The sequence below is a fragment of the Ruminococcus bicirculans (ex Wegman et al. 2014) genome (assembly GCF_000723465.1).
GTDB lineage: Bacteria > Bacillota > Clostridia > Oscillospirales > Ruminococcaceae > Hominimerdicola > Hominimerdicola aceti.
Genome location: NZ_HF545616.1, coordinates 1,625,556 through 1,650,969, shown reverse-complemented (window position 1 = coordinate 1,650,969; position 25,414 = coordinate 1,625,556). Strand labels below are relative to the sequence as shown.

22 protein-coding genes and 1 tRNA gene are annotated in these 25,414 nt (G+C 43.5%); 14 read left to right on the top strand and 9 right to left on the bottom strand.

All coding sequences use genetic code 11. The annotated features are described in order from the left end of the window. Positions 1–22: 22 nt before the first annotated feature. The 3 genes from RBI_RS07550 to RBI_RS14125 are packed head-to-tail and all read right to left on the bottom strand — an operon-like array spanning position 23 to position 2,050. On the bottom strand, positions 23–346 hold the full coding sequence (locus RBI_RS07550) for a cyclic-di-AMP receptor (protein WP_022287895.1): 324 nt from the start codon (positions 344–346) through the stop codon (positions 23–25). Between the two features lie 55 nt (positions 347–401). Continuing rightward, a complete protein-coding gene (locus RBI_RS07545) occupies positions 402–1,733 on the bottom strand; it encodes a PLP-dependent transferase (RefSeq protein WP_051706626.1) in 1,332 nt (443 codons plus the stop codon). A gap of 2 nt (positions 1,734–1,735) precedes the next feature. Beyond that, positions 1,736–2,050, bottom strand: a complete 315-nt coding sequence (locus RBI_RS14125; RefSeq protein ID WP_051706624.1) for a sigma factor-like helix-turn-helix DNA-binding protein — start codon at positions 2,048–2,050, stop codon at positions 1,736–1,738. Between the two features lie 367 nt (positions 2,051–2,417). Here RBI_RS14125 and RBI_RS07535 point away from each other — a divergent pair, with 367 nt between their 5' ends. The 9 genes from RBI_RS07535 (at position 2,418) to RBI_RS14105 (ending at position 12,833) form a co-directional block, all read left to right on the top strand. Then, positions 2,418–2,645: a DUF896 domain-containing protein gene (locus RBI_RS07535; protein ID WP_022287892.1), complete on the top strand. Its 228-nt coding sequence runs from the start codon at positions 2,418–2,420 to the stop codon at positions 2,643–2,645. After that, on the top strand, positions 2,642–3,628 hold the full coding sequence (locus RBI_RS07530) for a helix-turn-helix transcriptional regulator (RefSeq protein WP_022287891.1): 987 nt from the start codon (positions 2,642–2,644) through the stop codon (positions 3,626–3,628). The genes RBI_RS07535 and RBI_RS07530 overlap by 4 nt, the downstream gene beginning before the upstream one ends. Positions 3,629–3,909: 281 nt before the next feature. Beyond that, complete coding sequence (locus tag RBI_RS07525) at positions 3,910–5,496, top strand: potassium/proton antiporter (protein WP_242843691.1); 1,587 nt, start codon at positions 3,910–3,912, stop codon at positions 5,494–5,496. A 592-nt stretch (positions 5,497–6,088) separates the two neighbouring features. Continuing rightward, positions 6,089–6,370, top strand: a complete 282-nt coding sequence (locus RBI_RS07520; protein ID WP_038672084.1) for a hypothetical protein — start codon at positions 6,089–6,091, stop codon at positions 6,368–6,370. 86 nt (positions 6,371–6,456) lie between these two features. Next, a complete protein-coding gene (locus RBI_RS14120) occupies positions 6,457–7,947 on the top strand; it encodes a sensor domain-containing diguanylate cyclase (RefSeq protein WP_051706622.1) in 1,491 nt (496 codons plus the stop codon). Beyond that, positions 7,944–9,212: an ABC transporter substrate-binding protein gene (locus RBI_RS07510; protein WP_051706620.1), complete on the top strand. Its 1,269-nt coding sequence runs from the start codon at positions 7,944–7,946 to the stop codon at positions 9,210–9,212. The genes RBI_RS14120 and RBI_RS07510 overlap by 4 nt, the downstream gene beginning before the upstream one ends. 441 nt (positions 9,213–9,653) lie before the next feature. Continuing rightward, the gene (locus RBI_RS14115; protein WP_051706617.1) at positions 9,654–10,187 is read left to right on the top strand and encodes a type II secretion system protein; all 534 of its coding nucleotides are present in this window, start codon (positions 9,654–9,656) and stop codon (positions 10,185–10,187) included. 221 nt (positions 10,188–10,408) lie between these two features. Continuing rightward, positions 10,409–10,876 (top strand): type II secretion system protein, encoded by a 468-nt coding sequence (locus RBI_RS15430; RefSeq protein ID WP_051706614.1) that lies wholly within the window; start codon positions 10,409–10,411, stop codon positions 10,874–10,876. A gap of 265 nt (positions 10,877–11,141) precedes the next feature. Continuing rightward, the gene (locus tag RBI_RS14105) at positions 11,142–12,833 is read left to right on the top strand and encodes a hypothetical protein (RefSeq protein ID WP_051706611.1); all 1,692 of its coding nucleotides are present in this window, start codon (positions 11,142–11,144) and stop codon (positions 12,831–12,833) included. 44 nt (positions 12,834–12,877) lie between these two features. On the opposite strand, the gene RBI_RS14100 is transcribed toward RBI_RS14105, so the two are convergent. Together RBI_RS14100 and RBI_RS07485 are read right to left on the bottom strand one after the other, a co-directional pair. Continuing rightward, complete coding sequence (locus RBI_RS14100) at positions 12,878–13,282, bottom strand: ImmA/IrrE family metallo-endopeptidase (RefSeq protein ID WP_022287877.1); 405 nt, start codon at positions 13,280–13,282, stop codon at positions 12,878–12,880. Between the two features lie 3 nt (positions 13,283–13,285). Beyond that, complete coding sequence (locus RBI_RS07485) at positions 13,286–13,633, bottom strand: helix-turn-helix domain-containing protein (RefSeq protein ID WP_038672082.1); 348 nt, start codon at positions 13,631–13,633, stop codon at positions 13,286–13,288. A 318-nt stretch (positions 13,634–13,951) separates the two neighbouring features. Between RBI_RS07485 and RBI_RS07480 the strand changes: the two genes are divergently transcribed. Next, positions 13,952–14,428, top strand: coding sequence for a hypothetical protein (locus tag RBI_RS07480; RefSeq protein ID WP_038672080.1), 477 nt, complete (start codon positions 13,952–13,954; stop codon positions 14,426–14,428). A gap of 141 nt (positions 14,429–14,569) precedes the next feature. On the opposite strand, the gene RBI_RS07475 is transcribed toward RBI_RS07480, so the two are convergent. Further along, positions 14,570–14,646 (bottom strand) — tRNA-Arg (locus tag RBI_RS07475). 45 nt (positions 14,647–14,691) lie between these two features. After that, positions 14,692–16,644 (bottom strand): methionine--tRNA ligase, encoded by a 1,953-nt coding sequence (gene metG, locus RBI_RS07470; protein WP_038672078.1) that lies wholly within the window; start codon positions 16,642–16,644, stop codon positions 14,692–14,694. Positions 16,645–17,403: 759 nt separating this feature from the next. Between metG and RBI_RS07465 the strand changes: the two genes are divergently transcribed. From RBI_RS07465 to RBI_RS07450, 4 genes are all read left to right on the top strand, one after another. Then, the gene (locus RBI_RS07465) at positions 17,404–18,762 is read left to right on the top strand and encodes an MATE family efflux transporter (protein ID WP_038672075.1); all 1,359 of its coding nucleotides are present in this window, start codon (positions 17,404–17,406) and stop codon (positions 18,760–18,762) included. Positions 18,763–18,777: 15 nt separating this feature from the next. After that, positions 18,778–19,485, top strand: a complete 708-nt coding sequence (locus RBI_RS07460) for a histidine phosphatase family protein (protein WP_038672073.1) — start codon at positions 18,778–18,780, stop codon at positions 19,483–19,485. Between the two features lie 384 nt (positions 19,486–19,869). Then, positions 19,870–21,633, top strand: a complete 1,764-nt coding sequence (locus RBI_RS07455) for an ABC transporter ATP-binding protein (RefSeq protein WP_038672071.1) — start codon at positions 19,870–19,872, stop codon at positions 21,631–21,633. Then, a complete protein-coding gene (locus RBI_RS07450) occupies positions 21,634–23,409 on the top strand; it encodes an ABC transporter ATP-binding protein (protein WP_038672069.1) in 1,776 nt (591 codons plus the stop codon). 115 nt (positions 23,410–23,524) lie between these two features. On the opposite strand, the gene RBI_RS07445 is transcribed toward RBI_RS07450, so the two are convergent. Both RBI_RS07445 and RBI_RS07440 read right to left on the bottom strand, forming a co-directional pair. Continuing rightward, positions 23,525–24,235, bottom strand: coding sequence for an NAD-dependent protein deacylase (locus RBI_RS07445; RefSeq protein WP_038672067.1), 711 nt, complete (start codon positions 24,233–24,235; stop codon positions 23,525–23,527). Between the two features lie 65 nt (positions 24,236–24,300). Next, complete coding sequence (locus RBI_RS07440) at positions 24,301–25,371, bottom strand: branched-chain amino acid aminotransferase (protein ID WP_038672065.1); 1,071 nt, start codon at positions 25,369–25,371, stop codon at positions 24,301–24,303. Positions 25,372–25,414 lie beyond the last annotated feature (43 nt).

The following is a 25,414-nucleotide window of genomic DNA, read 5'->3' as shown; positions in this document are numbered from 1 at the left end:
CTTTCTGAAAATTTTCTATCCCTTAGACTTTCTCGAAACGCTCGATATCAGTAACGAAAATAGTTGCGCCGCCGATAGCCACCTCAACAGGATATGAAGCCGCACCGTCAGGCTCCATGATAGTTGATGATGGAACGAACTGCTTTCTTTTCTTTGAATACTTTTTGCAGACCTCTATAACAAGGTCTACCTGCTCATCAGGGCAGCAGATAAGAAAAGTGGTGTTTCCTGACATAAGAAAACCGCCTGTTGAAGAAAGCTTTGTGGCTCTTATGCCGGCTTTCAGAAGTCCTTTATTTACAGCGTAGGTGTCATCGCTGTTTACGATAGCATAGACAAGTTTCATGATTTTGCCTCCTGTTATTTTGATGTAATAATAGCTTTTTTAGCTACACCTTATATTATAGCACATTTATGCGTTCAATTCCATAGTTTTTCAAAATTTTTATTACCTGCGGTGTTATCTCCTCACCGCTCACTGCCACAGGCACTGACGGCTGACAGCTTGTGACGGTCATTCCGCATATAAGACCGCAGGCGTCCTCCACGTTTACGGTGTGCTGAGCCGAAAAAGCCGCCTGCCTTATACCCATTCGTTTTATCCCTTTGGGTATAGCAGGTAAGTCACCGAAAAGCCTTATCCTAGGCTGTTTTATCTCTGAAAACGCCTTTTCAAGTTTCAAAAAGTCCTCCTCGCTGTTGAAAGGCGACGGCATAAGCACAACATATTGTGCGTCGCTGTATTCAGGCTCGATGTCATATTCCCTCAGCTTGTCTGCAAGGTCGTCACCTGTGATACCGCTTTTGTATGCGGCAAGGGTTATCTTCATAGGCTCTTCGCCTATGGTATGCCAGCCGAAAGCTGTTATCCTATCTTTACAGACTTTCACCCTTTCCACAGTGCGTTCAAGGTCACGAGGAAAATCACCATTCACATAGTCAGCGCAAAGGTCAAGGCTCTCCATTATAAGATAGGAGGGGCTTGTTGAGCCGAACATTGACATTATCTCTTTGGCGCAATCATCATAATTCGCAGGGGCGTGATTTGAAATATGAAGCATTGCTCCCCCTGTGTAGCATGGAAGCGTTTTGTGAGCAGAGTCACAGCACATATCAGCCCCCAAGTCCATGGGGTGCAGGCTCTCAGGGAGAAACTTCAGATAAGCTCCGTGAGCGTTGTCGCAAAGAAGTGGCACACCGTATTTTCTGCAAACCTCGCTCATGCCCTTTATGTCGCTGAGATCGCCAAGATAGTCAGGTGAGGTCACATAAACGCAGTCCACCTCTGTTTCAGCCAGCACCTTTTCAACGTCCTCGGGAGTGACACTTCCTGCGCATATAGACGTAAACTCGCCCTTTGGATATATCCACTCCACGTCAATGTCAAGGAGTATGCAGGCATTTATAAACGCCTTGTGGACGTTTCTTGGTGCGGCAACAGTTATCTTTTTTCCTTGTCCACTGCGACATACTATGCCAAGCATTGCCTTTATGCAAAGGCTCGACCCCTCTGCAGAGTAAAAAGTCCGCCTGCTGCCATAGGCTTCCGCCATTTTGGCTTCGCTCTGTGCGATGATCCCCTCGGCTTCAAAAAGATAGTCCGCACCCTTTATTTCAGTGATGTCAAGAGCCTCAAGACCATGAAATTTCTGCCCTTTGTGACCGGGCATATGAAACCTCGCCGTGCCTGACTTTGCATATTCTCTAACGAATTTATTCACAGGTGCGTTCAATGCTATCTCCCTTTCAGTGCGCTTTTGAGCATGGCAGGCTTCATGCCGCAGGATATCCGCTTTCTTGCAAGCCCTATAGTCCTGGATACTGTGGATTTTGAAACACCCTCTGCGTCGGCTATCTCCTGCATTGTCATGCCCTTTGTATAATACATTATTATATAACATTTCTGCCGTTTCGTCAAATTTTCCCGCACTATTTCACGCATGAGCCTGTTTTCTATGGCAGAGGCAGGGTCGGGACTATCTTTCTCAGTGTCACGAGGACTTGGGATATAGTTTTGTGTAAGCTCGTATGATACCTTTGTGTGCTGCATAAAAATCCTTTCTTTATCTTTTTTTCGATGTTTTCTGACCATTTTTTTACCCACTATATATTGTGGGCAAATTTTTGGACAAACACAATTTTCAAAATTCTTGTTTAATTTGTGGGAAATTAAACGGACTGTTTGTGCATTTTACCATTGCAATTTAAAGAAATATGTGTTATAATGTATCTGCAAATTTGTTTGAGGGTGTTTTGTTGGACTTATAAATATAAATAAAGAAAAAAGCCGATATGAACATCTTTTGAATGAAAAGGGCGGTATTGTGTAAGCTGCCCGTTCTATTTTGAGCCGAATACTGCGGATAAAAATAAAAACACGAGGCAGTGTGAAGCTTTAAGGAGAAGTGTAAAAATTTATGGAGAAAGTAAAGCTTAACAGATTGTCTGAGCTTACTGCTATTGCGAGAAAAAGAGAGCTTACCCCAGAGGAGAAGTCTGAGCGTGAGGCTTTGAGAAATGAGTATCGCAGAAGCGTTATAGCTAACCTGACAGGTCAGCTTGAAGCCACGACGATCATTGAGCCGGACGGCTCAAGAATTAAGGTTTCGGATATGAAACGCAGCGGGGAGGATAAAATAAAGTGACAGGAGTTTCCAGACAGAAACAGAAGCTTTTGACCATGAAAAAGCTTTTTGAGACCAAGACAGACGAAAAGCACACCATTACAGGAAACAGGCTTATCGAGATCCTGGGCGACTACGGCATAAAAGCTGAGCGTAAGACTATCTATGACGATATCAAGACCCTCTGCGACAGCGGAATGGATATTGAGATAACTAAGGACGGTCACTCCAACGCTTATTATCTTGCTCAAAGGCTGTTTCAGGACGAGGAGCTGTATGTTCTTGCAGACGCAGTTGCTTCAAGCAGGTTTCTTACACAGAAGAAATCGAAGGAGCTGTTAAAGAAGATACAATCACTTACATCTGAACACAAGGCAAAGGATCTGCGCCGAATGGTCTATGTGTCAAACAGGACAAAGACCTTCAATGAGCAGATATACTATGCTATAAACAGCATACAAGAGGGCATTTTCAGCGGTTTGGAGATACACTTCAAGTATTACGAATACACCGTTGAAAAACGCAAACAGCTTCGCCACGGCGGCGAGGTGTATACGGTTTCACCGTATTCTCTGGTTTGGGAAAACGACAACTATTACCTTGTGTGCTATTGCGAAAAGCATGAAAAGATATGCCGCTACAGAGTTGACAGAATGACTCAGGTCACTGTTACAGATATCCCCAGGAGGGAGCTTTCCGAGGAGGAGAAGACAGAGGTCACAAATCGTCAGACTATCTACGGAATGTACGGCGGCGAGCTTATGACGCTGCAATTGCAGTTTGACAATAAGCTCATAGATGTTGTAATGGATCGTTTTGGTGAGAAAACCATATGTCACAAAAATTCCGACAATACCTTCTATATAAATGAGGAGGTACAGGTCGCACCAACATTCTGGGGCTGGCTTTTCCAGTTCGGCTCACAGGCAAAGGTGCTTGGACCTGAAAGGGCAGTGGAAATGGCAAAGGACGCTATTTCAGATATTGCCGATTGCTACAAATAAAAATTTGGACAAGGATAAAAGAGCCGAGATATAAATAGGCGAACGTCTGCTGCAAAAGGCAGGCGTTTTTTATTTGGATATACTGCTTCACTATTGATTGTAGCACATATGTTCGATATTGTCAAGGGGTAATGTAAAATTTCCGTAAGATGTCGGCAAAAAGTTGACAGCACAGGGGCGAATATGTTATAATATTTACACAAGCAAAGGCGCTTTGAGTAGAAGATACCCAAAGCGCTATTTTTATAATAAGGTAAAAAGGGGTGATAAGCTTGACCACAATGCTCATTTTATCTTCGGTGATAGTGCTGTGCTGTGTGTTTTTCAATAAAATATCGGACAAGTTTGGACTTCCTGCATTGCTGGCGTTCATTCTCCTTGGAATGTTGTTCGGCTCTGACGGGCTTTTTAAAATAGAGTTCGATAACTATAAATTTGCCGAGGAGATATGCTCGGTGGGACTTGTTTTCATAATCTTCTACGGAGGCTTTGGCACGAAATGGAGCGAAGCCAAAAAGGTGGCAGGCAAGTCACTTATACTCGCTTCCGCAGGAGTTTTGCTCACAGCCTTTGCAACAGGAGCATTCTGCAAGCTTGTGCTGGGCTTTGAGTGGCTGGAAAGTCTGCTTATAGGCGCTGTTATAAGCTCCACAGACGCAGCGTCGGTTTTCTCGGTGCTGAGAAGCAAAAAGCTGAACCTGCGATACGGTACGGCTTCAATACTGGAGCTTGAAAGCGGAAGCAACGACCCTTGGGCTTATATGCTCACGGTTATAATACTTTCAGTAATGAAAGGCGGTGCGACGGCAGGAGGCTTTGTTGTGAGCTTGCTTGCACAGGTGTTCTTCGGTGTGGGCTTCGGTGCGCTTATATCTTTGGGCGCAGTGTATCTCATAAAACGTGTGCGATTTGACGCAGCAGGCTTTGACGCTATCTTTGTTACTGCCATAGCTATTCTTTCCTATGCTCTGCCCTCGGCGGTGGGCGGAAACGGCTATCTTAGCTGTTACATTGTGGGAATAGTCCTGGGCAACACAAAAATATCAGGCAAAACAGCCCTTGTGCATTTCTTTGACGGAATAACGGGCTTCACACAGATATTGCTGTTTTTCCTCCTTGGACTTTTGGCATTCCCGTCGCAAATGCCGTCAATAATACTTCCTGCGGCGGCGATAGCATTGTTCCTTACATTCGTTGCAAGACCTGCGGCTGTTACTGTTATCATGAAGCCTTTCGGTGCAAAGTGGAAGCAGATAGCCCTTATCTCATGGGCAGGACTAAGGGGAGCGACCTCCATTGTTTTCGCTATCATGGCGACAGTTGATGACGCATATATGAAAAATGACGTTTTCCATATCGTTTTCTGTATCGTGCTTATGTCTATCGGTATTCAGGGTACGCTTCTGCCGCTGTTTGCTAAAAAGCTCGATATGATAGACGATGAGGAGAACGTAATGAAAACGTTCAATGACTACAGCGACGAAACGGAAGTGCAGTTTATAAAGCTTTCCGTTCAGCCGGACAGCAATTGGGCAGGGCGGAAGATAAAGGATATACCTTTTCCGAGAGGTCTGCTTGTGGTGATGATACTCCGTGGCAAGGAGAAGATAATACCAACAGGCAAAACCCAGATACTTGCAGGGGACGTTGTGGTGCTGAGTGCGGCAGGCTTTTATGACGACAGCCATTTTGTCCTAAGCGAAATGAACCTTGATAAGCATCACGAGTGGTGCGGTCTGAAAGTGTCAGAGATAACAATGTCAGAGGACAGCCTGATAGTAATGATAAAACGTCAGGGGCGTATACTTATCCCAAACGGCAGGTTGCGGCTCAAAGAGGGAGACGTGCTTGTAGTCACGTCAGGATAGAGAATATGCAGGCGGCGGATTGACTTGCGTTTTGTGTGCGGACGCTGTTCGCCCCTACGTTATTATGAAAACCACTTTGCTTTTCTTATCAGCTTATTTTCAGTGTCTTTTCATAAAACTATCATATTGAACAGGTATTATATATACAAGGTCAGAGGAACACCGAGAAAGACCTCAGGCAAAAGCATTGAGAGCTTGATGAAAGTTCCGTCAACCAATTACTCATAATGAGTTTTCATATAATGAGTTTTCATATATAATTTTCCTTCATTCTTCTTTTCATTTCATCTCGCTGTGCTCTGAATTTTCAGAGTGCGGCAAAAGTGAAATGGCATGGAAAAATACATAACTTTAGCATTCCCCATTCATAATTTTTTCTTCATATTATACTTCTTACTTCTCTGAAAGACCCTGTGGCTTTTGCCATGGGGTCTTTTGGATTTGTAGAATTTATATCAAAACAAACGTTCTTATCTGTGCATATCGACAAAAAACTTGCTGTCCAAAAAATTACCCCTCAAATTCATCAAGTTGTGTTATCATACATACAGCCCCGAAATAGAAAAAGAAAAATATGAGGATGTGTGTAAAAATGATATGGATAATCATGATGAATGTTTTTATCGTTGCGGCAGGTGCAGGCGGCGACAGGTGGCTTATGAAAACTATAATGAGAATGGTGCTGTTTTTCCTGTTTGTTGCGGTGGCAGAGAGGAACATGGGAGCAGTGTTTGCCGCAGGCATCGTGTTCACAGCGGCATGGGCGGCACTGTCGCTTTTTGAAGCGGAAACCAAAAAGAAACGCCATGCAAATAAGGTCAGACAGTGCCGTGTCAGAAAAAATATAAACCGTACAATACAAATTGAGCAATAATTAACAAAAAAATCACTTATTTTATGGGCATATGTGTTATAATTAATAATGATTATAGTAATTTAGCCTGAGAGGTGATATAGCTTTTGAAAAATTCTGCTGATTTTGAACTGTATGATAAAATAAAAAAATATAGAAGATCTATTTTGAAAACAAGCGTGTTAGTGCTGTTCGTTGCTTGTCTGCTTGTGTATGCGTGTGCCTGCTATTACAGCGGTGTGAATGCATTTCAGAAAGAGGCTCAGCTTTGCTCTGCTATAAATGCGGAAGCAGACCAGAATGTGGCTGCCTTTATGAAGAAAATGGAGGACACTGCCAAGCTTATAATGGGCAATGAGGACTATGCGAAATATGATCCTACGGATACGTCAAAGAGCGAATTTGCTGTGCTTAATGAGGAGAATGTTCTCACTGAGAGGCTTATAGAGCTTAGTACATTGGGCAACTATACTGATTTTGGCATTGTAAGCAGTAATGAACATAATGTAGGAAAGATAACCGATGGTACAAAGGATATCTTTGACGATGAGATATACAAGAGAGTTTCCGACCTTATGGGTGACAGCAAGATAAAATGGTTCACGGGACAGGACGATAACTACAGACGAGTGTATTTCGCAGGCAGGATAAATGACGATCTTATTTTTATCTCCTCTGTGTTTTCAACGGAGTTTGATCTTGTTTTTCTGCCCTCTGACAATTACAGCGAGATAAATACCATGCTGTGTGATGACGATGGCAGGATAATCTATGCTAACGACGGAAAAAGTGTTGTCGGCGAAAAGCTCGATGAAAAGCTCTCTAAATTCCTTGATGGAGGCACTGGCGTCACCGTTTCGGATATGACTACTATCTGTGCTATTGATGATTGCAGTGACGATTGGGTGGTCATTACTACCGTAGATATGTCAGACACTTTGCGTCACTATGTGAAAACAGGGCTTAAATGCCTTGGTATCTTTATTTGCTGCGCAGTCATATTTATTATGATATCTGCGGCAGCGGCGGCGGATAACGACCCGCAGAACGGACCGAAGTTTGGAAAATATCCAAAGGTGGACGAAAATACAGGGCTTTTTACTGCGGAATATACCGAAAACAGCATTATGGATAAAATGGAAACTTGTATCTCAGGCTCGACTATCGCATTTATTATCGTGAAAATAACAAATCTGGAGCTTATAAGGCTCAACTATGGCGAGGAGATAGTGGCGGAAGCTGAGCGAAAGGTCGCCGAAATACTGGTGGAGAACCGCAAGGAGGGCGATATCTGCGGAATTTTCAGGGAGGGCGAGTTTGCTCTGTTTGCAGACCACACGAACTTTGACCTTATGAGAGCCTATGGTAATGTGAGGGCTTATGTTAAAGAGCTTAACGATAAGCTGAAGGAATGCTGCCTTGACGATGACAGGGGCTACATAAAATGTGCAGTTGGTGCGTCGGTCTACCCTGAAACAAGCGATGATTATGATGAACTTTACGAAATGGCAGAAAAAGCCTGCGAGAAAGCAGAACACAGTGAGGACGCAAGAGCGGTGATATATGATAAAAAAGAGGAAGAGGTGAGCCGCAATTGAGAACACGCATTGTAAGGTGTGCGGCTTTGACCGCTTCAGCGATCTGCACAGCGACTGTCATGACGAGCTGTGCATTGTTTGAAAGAAGAATGGAGCATAAAGTAAAGACCGAGGTGTCCTTCTCGTGGTGGGGCAAGGACGCGCGTAACGAGTATACTCTCGACGGGCTTAAAGCCTATCAGAACAGCAATAAGGACGTTGTGGTAAGACCTGAGTATGCAGACTTTGACGGCTTCAAAACACGAATGGACGTGGAATTTTTCTCTGACACCACCGCAGATATCATGCAGTTAAACTACAGTTGGCTCTATGAATATTCTCCCGACGGCGAGGACTTTTATGACCTTAATGAGCTGTCGGAATACATAAATCTTTCAGCATTTGATGATGACAGCCTTTCATATGGCACTATAAACGGCAAGCTTAACGCCTTGCCTACCGGTACGAACTGTATAACCTTCTACTATAATAAGACCATGTATGACAGTTATGGTCTGAGCCTGCCTGAAAATTGGTCTGACCTTATAAATGCGGCAGAGGTCATGAAGTCAGACGAGGTGTATCCTGTTGAAATGACGAAAAAGGCGGCTTATCTCAGCTCTGTGGCGTATGTGGAGCAGGTAACGGGAAGAAAAATGTTATCTGACAGCGGTGAGTTTCAGTATACCTCGGAGGACGTAAGGCTCATGCTCGCCTTTTATCAGGAAATGCTGAATAAAAAGGTCACAAAGCCTGCGTGGGATTTCGATAGGAACGATCTTGAAAAGTGCCTGACAGCAGGCGTGGCTTCCTGGATATCAGACGCAGAGTATTACTGCGAGCCTGCTCAGAAGTTTGGCTTTGACATCGTTATAGGCGACTATCCAAAGCATAAGCAGGCAGTGAGCAGCGGTTGGTATAAAAAGCCCACTAGCGTTTATGCCATAAAGAAAAATACCAAGTCCCCTGAGGAAGCCGCAAAGCTTCTTGACTATCTTGTGAACGGTGAGGAAATGGCTCTCCTGCAGGGCATGGGAAAGGGCGTGCCTGCATCAAAGGCGGCATTGGAAGCCCTTGAAGCGAGGGATATGCTTGACGGGATAGAGTATAAAGCCAACGAGAAAATGGCAAACTCAGAGGAGCTTGAAATAATGTCCCCGAAGCTTGAAGATCAGGGGGTACTTGACCTTTTTATAAGCACCTCCGAGTCGCTCTATTATGGCAGGGCAGAGATAGAAAACGCTTCTGAAAATCTGTATAATAAGATGAAGGAATTATACAAATAGTTAAATATGCGAAACAAATAGTGCAAATTGTATTCAAAAATGAATGAGAAGTGTACAGAGTACACAAAAATAACGAAACTGTTAAATAAGTCTTGACAATTTATTTGTTTTAAGATATAATTAAGGACGATGTAAGGTGATACATCATAAAATGGTGTGTGACAAAGTGTGTGACATAATTTCTTGTGAAAATGTCAACATAGTGTTACCAATCGTCAAAATGACCGATTGAAAATTAGTTTTTCGTCAAGTTGAACAAAGTTGAGAAAAAATCTGAAAAACTATTGACATTTTGGACAAGATGATGTATACTTTAATCATGGTGATAAGGAGAACGCAAAGAACTCCGAAAGCCGCTTAATTATTGGAAAGTAGCTGCTTAAATCGGCTTGCAGCTCTTTTATAAACAAATTTATTTAATTTATTATGGAGGGATTTTCTATGAAGAAATCTAACAGAAAAGGTTTCACCCTTGTAGAGCTCGTAGTTGTTATCGCTATCATCGGTATCCTTGCAGCTATCCTCGTTCCTACAATGATGAACTATGTAAAGAAGTCAAAGCTCAAGACAGCTAACTCAAACGCTAAGCTCGTTTTCACAACTGTAAACAACGAAGCTGCTGATATGCTCGTTGAGGGTACATCAGTAACATCTGATGCTTCAATGAAGGTTACATCAAGTAAGGGTAACAAGATTAAGGAGAATTTTGGTGGCACTGATGATACTGCAAAGGCTAAGCTTGCTTCTGCAGTTTGGAATGCACTTAAGGACAATGGTGATGGCGCTGGCTATTGCGTATATGTTCTTGGCGATGATGGTAACGTTACATTTGCTCAGTGGTCTGACGTTGAGAACCCAACAGGTGGAGTTCTTGGCCAGTATCCAGACCCATGTAGCAAGCCTGACAATGCTAATAAGCCATTCGCTGATACAGCATACACAAAGGATTCTTGGGCTCCACCTGCAGGTGACTAATTTACAATTAAAGCGTTTTGAGAACCGCTCATTTGAGCGGTTCTTTTTTTGTCTGAAAATATATAAAATAGCCAATAAGAATAGCTTACTTTTGTACAAATGGTAAAATTGAGTAATAAAGCTTGCCTTTTCCTTGACAAAATCGGGTAAATTTTGTATAATATACTTGTCGAAATATTAAATGGGGATCAATATTTTGATGAAAGAATTGAGGGAAAGAAATGAACAGAAAAGGCTTTACTTTGGTGGAGCTTGTGGTCGTTATTGCCATTATCGGCGTGCTTGCGGCTATTCTCATACCAACTATGATGAGTTATATCAGAAAAGCGAAGCTTAAAAGCGCAAACAGCAATGCAAAGATAGTGTTCAATACTGTAAATGCGGTCGTGACGGATATGCAGTGTGAGGGCAAAGATATCGACGTCCAGTCATGTACGGCTGTGGTCGATTGCACCGCAGAGCCTGACGAATCCAAAAAGCTTGAAAAAGCCGTCCATGACGCACTTAACGTCAATGGCGACAATGCAGGCTATGCTTTTTGGATAGCAGGGGAGGACGGCAGATACAAGCTTGCACAGTGGTGTGATACAAGTTCGCCGAGGTCTAAAGGCATTGTAGGGCAGTATCCTGACCCTGTGAACAAACCTGACGATCTCCCTGAGAATTTCAGTTGGGGCGTTAAATTCTGAAACTATTGACGATCTGTCATTGCCGTGGAATAATTAAGATAACAAAAAAGAGGCATACTGCTGTAAGCGGTTTACCTCCAATATAGTTTTTTCTTTAAGAAATAACCGACCTATTGGACGTGGGGCGGTTATTTCTTTTTATTGCAGACATTGAGTACAAGTCTAATCATGTCAATATTTGTCGCAAAAAGTTTTACAAAAACATTGACTAATTTCTTAATAAATGGTATAATTTATATGTCAATTATTTTTTTGGAGGATATTAATGAAAGAGAAATTTAAAAGCTGGGCATTCAGCAAAGAGCATGGAAAATGCGATGTTATAACGCTGATAATATACCTGCTTGGCGTTTGCACTGTATCGTTTTTTCATGAACCGTGGTTTGATGAAGCTCAGTCATGGGCGATTGCACGTTCGGGAACTATAAAGGAGATACTTTTTGAGATACCACACTATGAGGGTCACCCGCCACTATGGCATTTGATATTGGCGCCTTTCGCAAAGCTTGGCGCACCCTATGAGCTGTCCCTTGCGGCAGTCAATATTTTTTTTATGACCCTTGCTGTGGCGGTCTTGCTTTTCAAGTCACCTTTTCCAAAGCTGATACGTTGTCTGTTGCCGTTTAACTTCTTCCTGTTTTATCAGTACGGCGTTGTAAGCAGACCCTATTCAGTTTTGACACTTTCATTTTTTCTTGCAGCAGCATTTTATCCTTCACGAAATAAAAAGCCACTAAGGTATGTATTTTCATTGGCATTTATGTGCATGATACACTCGTTTGGTATAATATTTGCAGGTGGATTGTGTGTGGTGTGGCTTTCAGAAATAATAAGCAAGTATGTTAAAGAAAAAACATTTTTAAAAATATTTTCTGACAAACACTGTTGGATGATGCTTGGTCTGCTTGTTCTGGCAATAGCTATAATTATAGAGATTTTTCCAAATAGTAACACATATACCCAAGGGCATGAAAACGCAGAGGAACTGTTCTCATTCTCTTTCAGCTATGTTCAAGTAATGTGGTATATAATGTATCTTTCAGAAGCTTTTCTGATACAAATGCCGGACAGTAAACTGGATTCATATGATGTGGCAAGTATTATACCTCAGTTTATCACCGCAGTTTTTGTGTTTGTCATTGCATTAAGTATTTTGCATAAAAATAAAAAGATTCTTACTTTTATAATACCATATTCGTTTTTTGGATTGTTTTCGGCATTAATTTATTCTTCGCCATATCATTCGGGGATGGTTGGTGTATTTTTGATATTTGTGTTTTGGGGTATATTCGCCGATAACGGCAAAATTGAGTTGCCAGAGTACATAAATAAGGCGGTTTCTTCCCTTAGAGGAGGTTTAAAAAAAGCAGTAGTAGCTATAGCTTTTTTGCCTATGATAGTGCCTATTGCATGGAGCGCATATTCTTCATATATTGATATCCGTTTTGATTATTGGTATAAAGAAGCGGCAGAGTTTATCAAAGAATATAGGCTTTATGATTATAAAATTTTGTCGTCATGGACTCAAGATGTGATAAGTGAGGAAAATGATAGCTGGAGGATAGATGAAGTTTATGCGTGTCGTGATTATCCAAAACTTCAAGGTCTTGCTACCGCCATTCTTCCATACTTTGATGACAACATTTTTTATAATTATAACATTGATGACCATGACAAAACTTTTATGTATTATCAATCCTCAACTGAGGAAGAGGCAGAGGCTATAATAAATAAATGGCGAGAGCAAGGTCCACCCGATGTTGTACTTGACCGCTGTCAGCTTACAAGAGTGTATCCTGACATTGACGTAAATGATTATGTTGCGGTAAAGCGTATCACGGCATATAAACCTTATAAGTTTAAAACAAATGACCAATATATAACCATCTATGTAACAAAAGACCTTTTCAACAAAATAGGCACACTAAAAGAAATTACAGCCAAAAAACTCTACTAAAAACCAACACCGCCGAGGACGCCATCGCCCTCGGCGGTATTTTTCTACCCAAAATAAACCCCATAATACCTGCAAGCCTTTATCATAAAATCCTCGCTCACATCAAAATGTTGCGCAAGTAGATAAATACTGTCCAGATTTTTCTTTATGGCTTTGATAAGCTCGCTTTTCGGTATCAGATTTTCTATCGCCCACTTGTCTGCACGGTATTCATGCTGTGAGATGTTGTCTGCCGTAGCGTATCTGTTGTAAAACGCACCCTTTACGCAGTGACCTATCTCGTGAGCAGTGCGCTCCTTCAAAAGCCTTGCAGGCGTCTGGCTGTCTATGCCGATCGCACAGCCACCTGCGCCAAAAAGCGATATCGCCCCGCACTTTGGACAATCAATAAAATCTATAGTTATGTTCTCTCTACTGCAAATATCATACAATTCCTGTATGTTCGTCATCTCTCACTTTTCACCAGCCTTTCTGCGCTTTGCTTCCTCTCTGAGCATGACCATTTCTGCATACTGCTTGACCTCGTCAAACATTTCGTCCGTCACTCCAAGCGTTCCGTTGAATAATGCATATTTCAGCTTCGTGTCAAAATCTTCTTCCCTGCCAGATATAAGATATTGTACGCTCACTCCAAATCTGTTCGCTATCTTTGTAGAATTCTCTGCGGAAAGTCGTTCCGTCCTGCCTTTGCTCAGCTCAGATAAACAGCTCCTCGTTATAGACAGCTCCTTGCACATCTGCGATACCGTCATATGGTTCTCCTCGCATAGTTCTTTTATCCTTTTGTACATTTCAGTCATATTTTCTTCCTCCAATTGTGATCATTTCACAAAAATACAGAAGTCTGTATCAAATTCGCTAATACCTATTGACTTTTGCAGAAACCTGTAGTATACTGTATGTATCGTTAGTACAGATATCTGCATAAAATCTGGCTTTGATATAATTATAATACATTTTCCTGTAAAAGTCAAGAGAATAAACCGCCCCCCCTTTTTGACATCTCCGCCCCGAGAGATATACAGAAAACGGTTATCTGAAATGTCATTGCTTTATTTTATTTACAGTATATCATACTAACTGTCCAAATGTCTGTACAAAAAGGCGAAAGGAGAAAAATGTACGATAATATAGATTATTCCGTAGAGGTAAATTTCATAAAAAGGCTTGCACCCTCAGCGAGCCGATATAATTTCAGAAGCGGTGGAAGCAGAGTTAATACAGCCGCACTGCGAAAGCTTTCACAGTATCGCAAACTAAGGTGGCAGGAGTGGAAGCTTAAAGAAGATATCTGCGAAATGTCCTCACAGCTTGCCGCAGTGGGGGAGCATTGCGGCAGGGTAGCCCACAGAGGGAAAAAACTTACTGACTTGTGGCTTGACCTTGCAAAGGTGCAGCTTCGCTTGAGAGAATGTGAGGAGCTTGCGGCAAAAATGCCAAAACGCTATCGTGGCGTGGTGAAAAGCCGCTATTTTGACGGCTCAAAGAAGCACCCACCTGAGTGGGGAAGCTCCGCCGCAGAGTTCGGCTTTCCCTTTGGAGGAGAAGAACTGCGCAGGCGAGTGACAAAGTGCCTTAATGAAATATGCAATTAATAAAACGCCTTACACAAGGTAAGGTTTAAATGCCTGCCACGGCGAACATATAACTTTCCCAGTATATCACGCCTATGGGCGGAAATAAAAAAATCCGCTACCATAAATGATAGCGGATATGGTACAGGGGCTCGCCCCTGTTGGTGCGCCTGACAGGAATCGAACCTGCGACCTCAAGAGTCGGAGTCTTGCGCTCTATCCAACTGAGCTACAGACGCATATAAGGAGCGGAAATCCGCTCCTTGTTTTTTTTATAAATTTTTTTATCTAAGCTTAGCTCCGCATGGCAAGTCCTGATCTGGGAAAATAACGCTTGCCGCACCGTCAGGTGTGTCAGCCGCACATATCATGCCGTTTGACTCAACTCCGCAAAGCTTCACAGGCTTCAGATTGGCTACAATAACTACCTTCTTGCCAATAAGATCTTCAGGCTTGTACCATGCCGCAATGCCCGATACTACCTGCCTGCCGCCAAAACCATCGTCAAGCTGTAAGCAAAGAAGCTTCTTGGACTTCTTTACCTTCTCGCAGTCCTTAACAAGAGCAACTCTCAGATCTACCGTTGCAAAATCATCTATGGTTATCTCGTCAGCTATAGGCGCAGGCTCAAATCCATCGTCAGCCTTTTCCTCAGGCTCTGCATTGCTGCCTATTATCTTGTTAAGCTCCTCTATCTCCTTGTCAACGTCAATTCTTGGGAAGATGATCTCACCCCTGTGAACTGTAACGTCAGCAGGAAGTACACCAAACTTGCCAGCGTTCTCGTATGTGATGTCGCTCTCAGCCGCACCTATCTGCTCCCATACCTTTGGCATTGTTGTAGGCATAAAGTTGCTGAGAAGTGTTGATACTATCCTGATAGTTTCAAGCAGATTGTAAAGAACTGTCGCAAGTCTTGCCTTTTTGCTCTCGTCCTTGCCAAGTACCCATGGAGCTGTCTCGTCAATGTACTTGTTAGCTCTGGATACTACCTTGAATATCTCAGCCAAAGCATTGTTTATCTGAGTCTTGTCCATGAACTCGTCGACCTTTGCAACAAGTCCCTTAGCCTCAGCAATAAGCTCAGCGTCAAATTCGCCCTCTTCTCTGTCAGCAGGAAGCGTGCCGCCAAAATATTTGTCAACCATAGCTACAGTTCTTGAAACAAGATTGCCAAGACCATTTGCAAGGTCAGAGTTTATTCTGTTTATCATTATCTCATTTGAGAATGAGCTGTCTGCACCCAGAGCCATTTCACGAAGAATGTGGTATCTGATAGCGTCAGCACCATATCTCTCGCCAAGAATGAACGGGTCAACAACGTTGCCCAAAGACTTGGACATCTTCTGTCCGTTGAATGTTATCCAGCCATGTACAGCAAGATGCTTAGGCAGTGGAAGATCAAGTGCCATAAGCATTGCAGGCCAAATGATAGCGTGGAATCTCATGATATCCTTTGCTACCATGTGAACGTCAGCAGGCCAGAACTTGTCAAAATCATTGTACTGCTCGTTCCAGAAACCAAGTGCAGAAATATAGTTAGAAAGTGCGTCTATCCAAACGTAAACAACGTGCTTGTCATCAAATGTAACAGGAATACCCCACTTGAAAGTAGTTCTCGATACACAAAGATCCTCAAGACCGGGCTTGATAAAGTTGTTTACAAGTTCAGTGGCTCTTGTCTTTGGCTGGAGATAATCTGTCTCAGTGAGAAGCTTCTCTATCCTCTCAGCAAATGGTGACATCTTGAAGAAGTAAGCCTCCTCCTTAGCCTCTGTTACCTCTCTGTGACACTCAGGACAACAGCCGTTCTCATCAAGCTGTGACTCAGTCCAGAAGCTTTCGCAAGGCGTGCAGTATTTGCCCTTGTATTCGCCCTTGTAAATGTAGCCCTTGTCATAAAGAGCCTTGAAGATCTTCTGAACAGTTTCAATGTGATAATCGTCAGTAGTTCTGATGTATCTGTCATAGCTGATGTTCATGTAGCTCCAAAGCTTTTTGAAAGTCTTGACTACCTCATCAACATATTCCTTAGGTGTAACACCCTTTTCAGCAGCCTTCTGTTCGATTTTCAGACCATGCTCGTCAGTGCCTGTGAGGAACATGACATCATAGCCCTGCATACGTCTGTATCTGGCAATAGAATCGCAGGCAACAGTGGTGTAGCAGTGACCGATATGAGGATTACCGGAAGGGTAATATATCGGGGTAGTGATATAAAACGGTTTTTTCTCCATATAAAGGACCTCCGTAAAAGAATTTGCATAAGCAGCATTTCTTATATTATACTACTTTACAGTGGTTTCGTCAAGCGGTAAAGCGATTTAAGTGAGGAGTGAGGAATGAGGAATGAGGAATGAGCAAAGCTGACCAAAGTTGTGCCCCTGCACCGAGCGTAGCGAGCACTTAAACGCAGGCTCAAGCCCGGCGTTAGAGGGCTTGCAGGGTCAAGGGACAGAGTCCCTTGTGGGTTCTTAGGGCAAAGCCCTGAGCGGAGTTTGAGGCAGAGCCTCATTCGGCGTAAGCCGACAAGGTGCAGATTAAAGTGTAAAAAGCACACGAGAGCCATATATCAAACAAACCCCATATTGGAGCACAAAATCTGCACCGCCCACCCCCCTTTGACATTTCGCATTATTGTTTATCTCGCAACCCTTGATAATCCCACAAACATCGGTAGGGGCGAACATAGTTCGCCCGTGCTCAGGACTTGCCGTAATTTCAGAATTGTAGGGGCTGGCGCCCTCGACAGCCCACCCCCTTGACATTTCGCATTATTGTTTATCTCACAACCCTTGATAACCCCACAAACATCGGTAGGGGCGAACATCGTTCGCCCGTGCTCAGAACTTGCATAAATTCTGAATCATAGAGGACACCACCCGATTTGTGCTGATTTAACAAATAATTCATACACCTTTCGTATAAAAATGCTATAATAAAAAAGTTAAAGTATATATTCTAAGAAAAAGTAACTCTAAGGTGGGAATCGTAAAATGGAAGAAGTAAGAGAAAATAAAATGGGAACGCAGCCCATAGGCGAGCTGCTGTTCAAAATGTCCCTGCCGATCATGATATCCATGCTCGTGCAGGCTCTCTATAATATCGTCGACAGCATATTCGTTGCCAAAATAAGCGAGGACGCACTCACTGCCGTGTCACTGGCTTTCCCTGTGCAAAATCTTATGATAGCCCTCGGTGCAGGCACTGGTGTCGGTATCAACGCACTGCTGTCAAAATCACTTGGTGAAAAGAACTTCAAACAAGCCAACAGCGCCGCCAATAACGGCATTTTCCTCTGCCTTGTGAACTTCGTTATCTTCGTGGTTTTTGGTGCATTTTTTACCGAGATCTTCTATCGCTCACAAACCTCAAGCAAAATAATTATCGAATATGGCGACCAGTACCTAACCGTCATCAGCCTGCTAAGTATCGGTCTTTTCTGTCAGATGACCATGGAAAAGCTTTTGCAGGCAACAGGTAAAACTATCTATTCAATGTATACTCAGGGAATAGGCGCAGTGATAAATATTATCCTCGACCCTTGCTTTATCTTTGGCGTGGGCTTCTTCCCTAAGTGGGGCGTAACAGGTGCGGCTGTGGCTACCTGTATCGGTCAGTTCACCGCTGCAGCCTTCGGACTTTTCTTCAATATGAAGTTCAACAAAGAGATAACCATAAACCTTGTGAAGTATAGACCGCAGGCAAAGATAATCAAGAAGATCTACGCTGTCGGCCTGCCGTCCATCATAATGCAGTCTATCTCTTCTATCATGACATACGGCATGAATAAAATACTTATCGGCTTCTCAAACACCGCCGCCGCAGTTTTCGGTGTGTATTTCAAGCTTCAGAGCTTCGTTTTCATGCCTGTTTTCGGACTTAATAACGGTCTTATCCCTATCGTTGCCTATAACTATGGTGCAAGAAAGAAAAAGCGTATCACAGGTGCAATAAAATACGCCATGATATATTCTGTGTCTATCATGATAGTCGGCACTATCATAATGCAGATTTTCCCTGCACAGCTTCTGAAACTCTTTGACGCAAGCGATAATATGCTAAGCATAGGCGTAACAGCCCTGCGTATAATCAGCACACACTTCTTCTTCGCAGGCTTTGATATAATCATAATCTCATCATTGCAGGCTCTTGGCAGGGGACTTTCCTCTATGCTCGTTTCATTTACAAGACAGCTTGTTGTGCTTCTTCCTGTGGCGTATCTTCTTTCCCTTACAGGCAAGCTTGACGCTATCTGGTGGGCGTTCCCGATAGCCGAAATATTCTCGATCATGGCGTCATTGTTCTTCCTTAGAAGAGCCTACAACGCTGAAATAAAACCAATGGCAGACTAACTAGGAGGTATTTTTATGCGGCTTATTTTTATCAGACACGGCGACCCCGATTACGTTCATGATACCCTTACAGAAAAGGGCAAGCGTGAAGCAGAGCTTCTTGCACAGCGTGTAAAGAATTGGGACGTTTCAAAGTTCTACGTTTCTCCCCTTGGCAGAGCACAGCTCACAGCGGAATATTCCCTGAAGCTCCGTGGGGATACCGCCGAAACTCTCCCTTGGCTGAGAGAATTTAACGGCATAATACCCACCGCTGACGGAGGCCATCGTATCCCATGGGATATGTACCCCACCGAGTGGGCGGATAAAGAGATATACTATGACCGCAATAATTGGTTCAAGTCCGATTATATGCAAACAGGCAATGTTGAAGAACAGCTTAAATGGGTGCATGAGGGTATTGATAAGCTTCTTGCCGACCATGGTTATATCCACGAGAACGGTATGTTCCGCATTGAAAAGCACAGCGATGAAACCCTTGTGTTCTTCTGTCACTTCGGCGTATCAATGGTGATGATAGGACATATCCTTGGTATTTCCACCATGAATATGTGGCATGGCTTCAATATGCAGCCTACATCTGTGACAGTCCTCGGCTGTGAGGAGCGTGAGGGCGACTATGGCTTTTTCAGATGCCACGTCATGGGCTGTACAAAGCACCTTGCAGGCGGCAATGAACCTATCTCCAACGCAGGCTACTTCACCGATGTTTTTCAGGATTAAATAAACCCGTAAGGGTGACTTTTTCGCTCGCATATTATTGCATACAAAAATATCCTCTATCCGCTCTGTTATTTCAGGGCGGTTATTTTATTGTGCGAAACCTTAGTTTAAGATAATATAACAGTTAAAGAAAACGTTTTCTTCTAAATATGACTATCATTAGATAACAACATATTCATAATTTGTGAAAAAGCACAACAAAAGCTTCGTGTTTTCGTTGATTTTTTAGCTTGCTTTATGTAAACTAAATGCTTTTACCCCCTTGACTTTATTTTGAAAAGGGCTTATAATATCCCATAGCTTAAAAGAGTATGGGTTTCATATTTTTATATATGTGCCTATGAGAGCATGAAGTTTAGAAGAATAAAAGGAGAGTGAAAGAATATGTTCCAGCTTCAATGGATATGGCACAATCTGAAAGGCTACCGAAATTTCTATGTAACAGCCCTTGTGCTGTCTATCGTATGCAACGCCTTGTATCTTACCACACCTTATTTCAGCAAAGAGCTTGTGGATAAGTTTCTTTCAAGCAAGGACGCACTTTTTAATCTTGAGCATGAAAGAAAGCTGTTCTGGCTGCTGCTTGCAGGCATGGTGGGCTTTACCCTGCTTAGAACTATCTGTCAGTACACCTGCAACATGACCTATGAATTATCATCTCAGGGCATGATATACAGAATAAGGGCACACCTTTTCAGACGTATCGAAAATCAGGATATGGAGTTTTATGACCGCAACCGAACAGGCGACCTTATGACAAGACTCACAGGTGACCTTGATATGGTGCGTCATGCAGTGGCATTCGTTTTTAAAGGTATGCTTGAATCATGTTCGCTGTTTATAGCCTCATCAGTTTATTTCTTTATGGTAAGCTGGAAAATGGCACTTCTTCTGCTGGCTGTTACACCGTTTATATTTGGCGTGGTGGTGCTTCTTGATAAAAAGGCAAAGCCGGTCTACGTTGACCTCCGTGAGAAGCTGTCCCAAATGAATACAGACGCTCAGGAGAACATTTCAGGCAACAGAGTTGTAAAAGCCTTCGCCCGTGAGGACTATGAGATAGAAAAGTTCCAAAAAGCCAATAAAGAATATTCTGATGCCAACAAAAAAGCGTCACTGCTGTGGCTTAAATTCTTCCCTTATATGGAAGCTTTCGCAAACGCCTTGTCAGTTGTAATGCTCCTTGGCGGTGGATTTTTCCTTATAAAAGGGGAAATAACAATGGGCGAGTATGTTGCTATCTCAGGACTTATCTGGGGCATCGCAAACCCTGTCAGAAACCTTGGTATCTATGTGAACGATATGCAAAGGTTCATGGCTTCCGCAATGAAGGTCATCGAGATATACTATGCAAGACCTATCATCACCGACCGTGAAGACGCAGTTGACCAGACAGAAAGGCTTCACGGAGATGTCGAGTTCAAGGACGTTACCTTTAAGTTTGGCAAGCATATAGTCCTTGACAACGTGAACTTCAAGATAAAAGCAGGTCAGACAGTTGCCATAATGGGCGAAACAGGCTCAGGCAAGACCTCGCTTATAAACCTCATACCAAGATTTTATGATGCCAACTCAGGAGAAGTCCTCGTTGACGGTGTGAATGTAAGAAAGCGTAAGCTCTCACAGCTCCGCTCACAAATAGGTATGGCAACTCAGGACGTCCTGCTTTTCTCCGATACCATAGACGGCAATATCGCATACGGCGACTCTGATATGTCCGAAGAGGACGTTAAGCACTATGCAAAGCTTGCGGCGGCAAACGAGTTCGTTGAGAAAATGCCTGACGGCTATGAAACTATCGTGGGCGAGCGTGGCGTAGGTCTTTCAGGCGGACAAAAGCAAAGACTTTCCCTTGCAAGAGCCTTAGCCATAAAGCCTGCCATTCTTATCCTTGACGATACCACCTCCGCCGTGGATATGGAAACAGAAAAGTATATTCAGGACAGCCTTAGAAACCTCGACTTCCCATGCACAAAGATAATAATAGCTCAGCGTATCTCCTCCACGAAGGACGCCGACGTGATAATAATCCTCGATGACGGCAAGATAACCGAAATGGGTACTCATGATGAGCTTATCGCCAAAAAGGGATACTATTACGAGGTGTTCAAGCTGCAGAACGATGGCTTCGGAAAGGAGGCGGTCTAAATGGCAAGAAACCGTTATGACGTTGACGAAGTCCTTGAGACCCCATTCGACTTCGCCCACCTGAAACGCTCCTTTGTGTATATCAAAAAATATAAGGGCAAAATGATAACCGCCCTTGTGCTGAGCGTGTTCGCCGCAATATCAGGACTTCTCGGACCGCTCATCACACAGTACGCTCTTGATAATACCATACCCCAGAAAAATATGGGACAGCTCGTCCTGCTCACCCTCGCATTTGTCGGCACTATAGCCGTGTCCATAACATTCTCCACTATCCGTTCAAGGATAATGACAGTTGTTGGTCAGGATATAATCTTCGATATCCGTACCGACCTTTTCAAGCATTTGCAGGAACTTCCGTTTGAGTATTACGATAACCGCCCACACGGCAAGATCCTCATCAGAGTTGTAAACTATGTAAACTCCGTGTCGGATATGCTCTCAAACGGTATCATCAATGTTATACTCGAGTGCCTTAATATGCTTTTCATCATGATTTTCATGTTCTTTGTGAATGTGAAGCTGTCATTGGTGGTGCTTTCGGGTCTGCCGATATTTGCAGTCATAATGATGATGATAAAGAAAAGACAGCGTAAAGCATGGCAGGACGTTTCAAATAAATCCTCAAACCTTAACGCCTATTTGCAGGAAAACATCACAGGCGCAAGAGTGACCCAGATATTCACCCGTGAGGAAGAAAACGCCCAGATATTCGACAGACTTTCCGAGAAATATCGTAAAAGCTGGATAAACGCCGTGAAATATTCTAACCTTGTTTGGCCTGCTACCGACAACGTTTCTACCCTTGTGAGAGCCGCAATATTCGTGGTGGGTCTGCTGGTTCTGACCCCTGCGGCAGTGAGCCTTGGAACTATCGTTGCCATGACAAGCTATGCTTCAAGCTTCTGGCAGCCTATCATGAACCTGTCAAACATCTTCAATAACTTCATCAACAATATCGCCTACCTTGAGCGTATCTTTGAAACCCTTGACGAGCCTGCCACTATCGCAGACAAGCCGAATGCTCAGGATATCGGTGATATCACAGGTGAGGTAAAATTTGATGACGTTACATTCAGCTATGAGCAAGGCAAAACAGTTTTGGAGCATATCTCCTTTGACGTTAAGCCGGGCGAAAGCGTTGCCCTCGTTGGACCAACAGGCGCAGGAAAATCTACAGTAGTTTCTCTCCTGTCAAGATTTTATGACCTGGACAGCGGTAAAATAACCATAGACGGCAAGGATATAAGTCAGGCGACCTTGCATTCACTCCGCTCACAAATGGGCATAATGCTTCAGGACAGCTTTATTTTCAGCGGCACTATTTACGATAATATCCGTTACGGCAGACTTGACGCAACGGAAGAAGAAATAAGAGAAGCCGCAAAGATAGTCTGCGCAGACGAGTTCATCAGCGAAATGAAAGACGGCTATATGACCGAAGTCAACGAGCGTGGCTCAAAGCTTTCAGGCGGACAGAAACAGCTTATCTCCTTTGCAAGAACGCTCCTCTCCGACCCGAAAATACTTGTCCTTGACGAAGCAACTTCATCAATAGACGCACGAACAGAAAAGCTCCTTCAGCAGGGACTTCAAAGACTTCTTGTTGGCAGAACTTCATTTATTATCGCACATAGACTTTCCACTATCAAAAACTGCGATAAGATAATGTATATCGACAACAAAGGCATTGCCGAGTGCGGCACTCATGACCAGCTTATCGCAAAGAAAGGCGAGTATTACAAGCTTTATACCGCCCAGCATATGGACGAATAAAATAGCATAAAAACACGGGCGAACACTGCCCCCTGCAAATGTGGCTATCCACATCTGTAGGGGCGAACAGTGTTCGCCCGTTTATTATCTCACCTTGTAATTGCGTTGTTTAACATTACTTTATCACTATCTTATCCAACGTTTCCCCCACCTTGTCATGGATAACAAGGTCGCAGGAGCCGTCCATGGAAGTCTTGTCCCGATTTATCAGCACAAGATTATCCCCCTGAAAATATCTCACCATTCCTGCCGCAGGATAAACTGTCAGAGAAGTGCCTGCAATAATAAGCGTGTCGCACTGAGATATCTCTCTCACCGCCTCCGTCACAGTTTTATCATCAAGCCCCTCCTCATAAAGCACAACATCAGGCTTGATTATTCCGCCGCAGGTGCATTTCGGAATGCCTGTGCTGTTTAAAATATCCTCCGCAGTGTAGAATTTTCCGCAGTCCATGCAGTAGTTGCGGTGTACGCTTCCGTGAAGCTCCAGCACCTTTTTGCTGCCTGCCGCCGTGTGAAGTCCGTCAATATTCTGCGTGATAACTGAAGAAAGTATGCCTGCCCTCTCCATTTCCGCCAGCTTGTAATGCGCCTTGTTAGGCTTTGCCGTCAGACAAAGCATTTTGTCACGGTAAAAATCATAAAATGCCTTTGTGTGCCGCATAAAAAACGTGTGGCTGAGTATCTGCTCAGGGGGATAATCATATTTCTGATTGTAAAGTCCGTCCACCGACCGAAAATCAGGTATGCCGCTCTCTGTTGATACCCCTGCTCCTCCGAAAAATACTATCCTGTGTGACTTGTCTATTATCTGCTGCAGCTCCATTTTTATCACTCCTATGAAAAATGCGGTCTATACCGAAGCACAGACCGCATTGATTATTCACGATATTAGTCGATCTTAACGATCCAGCCAAACTCGTCTGGTATCTTGCCCCACTGAATGCCTGTCATTGTATCATAAAGCATCTGTGAAACAGGGCCGATCTTGTTGTTGTTTATCTCCATTACCTTGTCGCCCCACTTAAGATGACCAACAGGTGAGATAACAGCAGCAGTACCGGTGCCGAATACCTCGTCAAGCTTGCCGTTGTCGTAAGCCTCAGCGATCTCCTCGATAGAGATCTTTCTCTCGCTTACCTTGTAGCCCTTCTTCTTGCATATCTCGATAGCAGACTTTCTTGTGATACCAGGGAGAACAGAACCAAGCAGCTGTGGTGTAACAACTTCGCCGTCAATAACGAAGAAGATGTTCATTGAGCCAACTTCCTCAACATACTTTCTCTCAACACCATCAAGCCAAAGTACCTGCTCGTAATCCTGCTCGTGAGCTTCTTCCTGACCCGCAAGTGAGATAGCGTAGTTAGCGGCTGTCTTAGCAAAGCCTGTACCGCCTCTTACGGCTCTTACATACTTGTTCTCAACATAGATCTTAACAGGGTTAAGACCGGTTGAATAGTAAGCGCCTGAAGGTGAAAGAATAATGATGAACAGATAGTGGTCAGCAGGCTTAACACCTACATATGGGTCAACTGCGATGATAAATGGTCTGATGTAAAGGGAAGCGCCCTCTGTGTGAGGTACCCAGTCCTGCTCCATTTTAACAAGAGTTTTCAGAGCGTAGAGCATATCCTCTTCTTTTATCTTAGGAATTACCATTCTCTCAGCAGAGTTGTTCATTCTCTTGAAGTTCTCCTGAGGTCTGAAAAGCTGAACAGAGCCGTCAGCAGTACGATAAGCCTTAAGGCCTTCAAATATCTCCTGACCGTAGTGCAGGCACATAGCAGCAGGGGAGAGTGAAAGGTCGCCGTAAGGCACGATCCTAGCGTCATGCCAGCCCTGACCTGCGTCATAATTCATAACAAACATATGGTCAGTAAAAATGTGACCGAAACCAAGCTTTGTTTCGTCAGCCGGTTTTTCCTTTGGAGTAGTGGTACGTTCGATCTTGATATCTAACATACAGATCCTTCTTTCTTAAATTAATGATCGGCTCGCCAAGCGA

Excerpts from the sequence above, each read along its gene's own strand:
- RBI_RS07550 (WP_022287895.1), bottom strand. The coding sequence starts at position 346 with ATGAAACTTGTCTATGCTATCGTAAACAGCGATGACACCTACGCTGTA.
- RBI_RS14125 (WP_051706624.1), bottom strand. The coding sequence starts at position 2,050 with ATGCAGCACACAAAGGTATCATACGAGCTTACACAAAACTATATCCCA.
- RBI_RS07535 (WP_022287892.1), top strand. The coding sequence starts at position 2,418 with ATGGAGAAAGTAAAGCTTAACAGATTGTCTGAGCTTACTGCTATTGCG.
- RBI_RS07525 (WP_242843691.1), top strand. The coding sequence starts at position 3,910 with ATGCTCATTTTATCTTCGGTGATAGTGCTGTGCTGTGTGTTTTTCAAT.
- RBI_RS07520 (WP_038672084.1), top strand. The coding sequence starts at position 6,089 with ATGATATGGATAATCATGATGAATGTTTTTATCGTTGCGGCAGGTGCA.
- RBI_RS14115 (WP_051706617.1), top strand. The coding sequence starts at position 9,654 with ATGAAGAAATCTAACAGAAAAGGTTTCACCCTTGTAGAGCTCGTAGTT.
- RBI_RS15430 (WP_051706614.1), top strand. The coding sequence starts at position 10,409 with ATGAACAGAAAAGGCTTTACTTTGGTGGAGCTTGTGGTCGTTATTGCC.
- RBI_RS14105 (WP_051706611.1), top strand. The coding sequence starts at position 11,142 with ATGAAAGAGAAATTTAAAAGCTGGGCATTCAGCAAAGAGCATGGAAAA.
- RBI_RS14100 (WP_022287877.1), bottom strand. The coding sequence starts at position 13,282 with ATGACGAACATACAGGAATTGTATGATATTTGCAGTAGAGAGAACATA.
- RBI_RS07485 (WP_038672082.1), bottom strand. The coding sequence starts at position 13,633 with ATGACTGAAATGTACAAAAGGATAAAAGAACTATGCGAGGAGAACCAT.
- RBI_RS07480 (WP_038672080.1), top strand. The coding sequence starts at position 13,952 with ATGTACGATAATATAGATTATTCCGTAGAGGTAAATTTCATAAAAAGG.
- metG (WP_038672078.1), bottom strand. The coding sequence starts at position 16,644 with ATGGAGAAAAAACCGTTTTATATCACTACCCCGATATATTACCCTTCC.
- RBI_RS07465 (WP_038672075.1), top strand. The coding sequence starts at position 17,404 with ATGGAAGAAGTAAGAGAAAATAAAATGGGAACGCAGCCCATAGGCGAG.
- RBI_RS07460 (WP_038672073.1), top strand. The coding sequence starts at position 18,778 with ATGCGGCTTATTTTTATCAGACACGGCGACCCCGATTACGTTCATGAT.
- RBI_RS07455 (WP_038672071.1), top strand. The coding sequence starts at position 19,870 with ATGTTCCAGCTTCAATGGATATGGCACAATCTGAAAGGCTACCGAAAT.
- RBI_RS07450 (WP_038672069.1), top strand. The coding sequence starts at position 21,634 with ATGGCAAGAAACCGTTATGACGTTGACGAAGTCCTTGAGACCCCATTC.
- RBI_RS07445 (WP_038672067.1), bottom strand. The coding sequence starts at position 24,235 with ATGGAGCTGCAGCAGATAATAGACAAGTCACACAGGATAGTATTTTTC.
- RBI_RS07440 (WP_038672065.1), bottom strand. The coding sequence starts at position 25,371 with ATGTTAGATATCAAGATCGAACGTACCACTACTCCAAAGGAAAAACCG.